Source organism: Nocardia farcinica, assembly GCF_029867845.1.
In the GTDB taxonomy this organism is placed as follows: domain Bacteria; phylum Actinomycetota; class Actinomycetes; order Mycobacteriales; family Mycobacteriaceae; genus Nocardia; species Nocardia farcinica_A.
Map to the genome: position 1 here is coordinate 1 of NZ_JARWRU010001189.1, position 2,185 is coordinate 2,185.

At 74.8% G+C, this 2,185-nt stretch carries 1 protein-coding gene and 1 pseudogene; both read left to right on the forward strand.

What is annotated here, in order from left to right; all coding sequences use genetic code 11:
* Positions 1 to 247, forward strand: a pseudogene (locus QH283_RS26455) (sensor domain-containing protein); the annotation flags it as partial.
* 110 nt (positions 248 to 357) lie between these two features.
* A partial coding sequence (locus QH283_RS26460; RefSeq protein WP_280505650.1) for a DUF4192 domain-containing protein occupies positions 358 to 2,185 on the forward strand: 1,828 nt, incomplete at its 3' end.

A 2,185-nucleotide genomic window follows, 5' to 3' on the forward strand; every position in this document is an offset into this window, starting at 1 on the left:
CACCCCCGTCCCACCCTGGTTGTCCGGGGCTCCGGCGGTCGCGGCGGAGGAGGGGTGGGCGGTGCGCGGGGGCGGCGCCCCCGATGTCGGCGGAGCCGGGCTCACCCAACGCATGCACACCCACCTCGCCCAGATCGACGACGTACGGGTGCTGGTCACCTACATGATCTTCGGCGACGGCCCGGAGGACGAGGCGGCCCTGCGGGAGCTCTTCACGACCGCCGTGGGCAAGGTCGCCGCCGCCTGACCACAAGCCGGCGGCTCGGGTTGTCCACAGGGTCCGGGTTGTCCACAGGCCGGCTGAAAGCCCAGGTCGCGTAGCCGGAGTTCGGCAGCCGGGCGGGCAGGCTCGGCGCCATGACCACCACACCACTCGACCCCGCCGGGGACGCGACGCCGTCCGCCGGATCACCTGTGCCCGGCGCGGGCCACGAATCTGCGCCTCGGCTCGCGGATTCCGCGTCACGCACGGCCGGTGCGCCGCATGCCGCGCCTGCGCCGGAACCCGGCCCGGTACCGGACTCCGGCCCGGCGCCGTCCGCCGAAGTGCCGACGCCCCCCGACGCGCTGCGCGCGGGCACCACGGTCACCGAGCAGAGCGGCGCCGAACGTGTGATGCCGGTGAGCACGACGGCGCCGCGGCGGCATCGTCTGCCGGCCCTTCTGGCCTCGGGAGCCGGTGCGCGCGGGCCGCGTTCGGCCGCGATGCGCCGCGGGATCTGCGCGCGGCCGACCGTGCTGTCGCCTCGGCCGCCGTCGCCCGAGCGCGAACCCGAACGGGCGCAGGGGAATTACGACGAATTCTCGGACGAAGAACCACCAGCCGCCCGCGGTGACCTCGACGGTGGTGGCCTCGAAGGTGGTGGCCTCGACGGTGGTGACCCCGGCGGTAGTGCCCCCTCCGACGGTGCGTCCTCCGGCCGGGGAGACGGGCACGAGGAACCCGCGGGCCCGGCGGTGTCCGATCGCGCGGAGAGCCGGGAACCGTGGCGGGCACGAGAGCCCGGGGCGGGCGAGAGCTGGCCCGACCCGCTGCCGGGCGTGCGGTTGCCGCCGCGGGTCGACATCACCGAGTGCGCGGAGGCGGCGCCGCCCTATCGGGTGGGCGGGTGGTCGCGGCGGATACGGCTCGACGATGCCGGGCAGTTGCTCGCGGCACTGCCCGCGATGATCGGCTTCTTCCCGCAGCGCTCGCTGGTGATCGCCCTGATCGGGCCGGAGGCGGCGCGGGAGGGGGTGGCGGAGATCCACGCCGTGCTCCGGTTCGACATGGAGGCCGCGCGCGAGCGGATGGTCGAGGCCGTCGCCGGCTACGCCAGATGCGTCGCCGGTATCGCCTCCGACCAGCGGGACGTGCTCGCGGTGATCATCGACGACCGGCTCGTGGTGCCCGGCGGCGCCACCACGATCGGTCTTTCCGCGGAATGGCTCGTCCCACGAATGATCCGGCGCTTCCGGCACGAGGGGCTGCGGGTCGCCGGGGCCTGGGCCACACCGGAGCTGGCGGCCGGGAAGCCCTGGTGGAGCCTGCACGGTCCCTCGAGCCGGGGCCGGGTGACCGATCCGACGGCCTCGGCGGTGGCGATGGCGAACGTGCTGGACGGCAGGCCGATCCTGCGGTCCCGCACCGACCTGGTGGCCGTGCTCGCCCCCGACGAGTTCCTCGGCGCGCAGGTGGGCGAGCAGATCACCACCCTGGCGGCCAAGGCGCGCACCGGATTCATCCGCGCCCTGCACGCGGGCGACGTGCTCGGATATCGCAGGCGTTGCCTGGAATACGTGCTCCTCCAGGTGGACGCGACCGAAGCGGGGGAGGAATTGGAGCCCCAGGAACTCGCCGCGGTGGCCGTCCTGCTGCGCGAACGCGCGGTGCGCGACGCGCTGTTCGGCCTGGCGGCCAACGACCGGGCGGCCGCGGCCGAACAGCTCTGGACGCAGCTGACCCGCGCCTGCGCCGGTCGCGACCGCGCCGACGTGGCCACCCTGACCGCCTACTGCGCCTACGTGCGCGGCGACGGACCGTTGGCCGGCATCGCCGTCGAGGCGGCGCTGGAGGCCGATTCCACGCATGCCATGGCGCTGTTGCTGGACACCGCGCTGCGCTCGGGCATGCGGCCGGCTCAGATGCGCAGGCTCGCGCGCAGCGGTTACGACACGGCCGCCTGCCTCGGCGTCGATCTGGGGC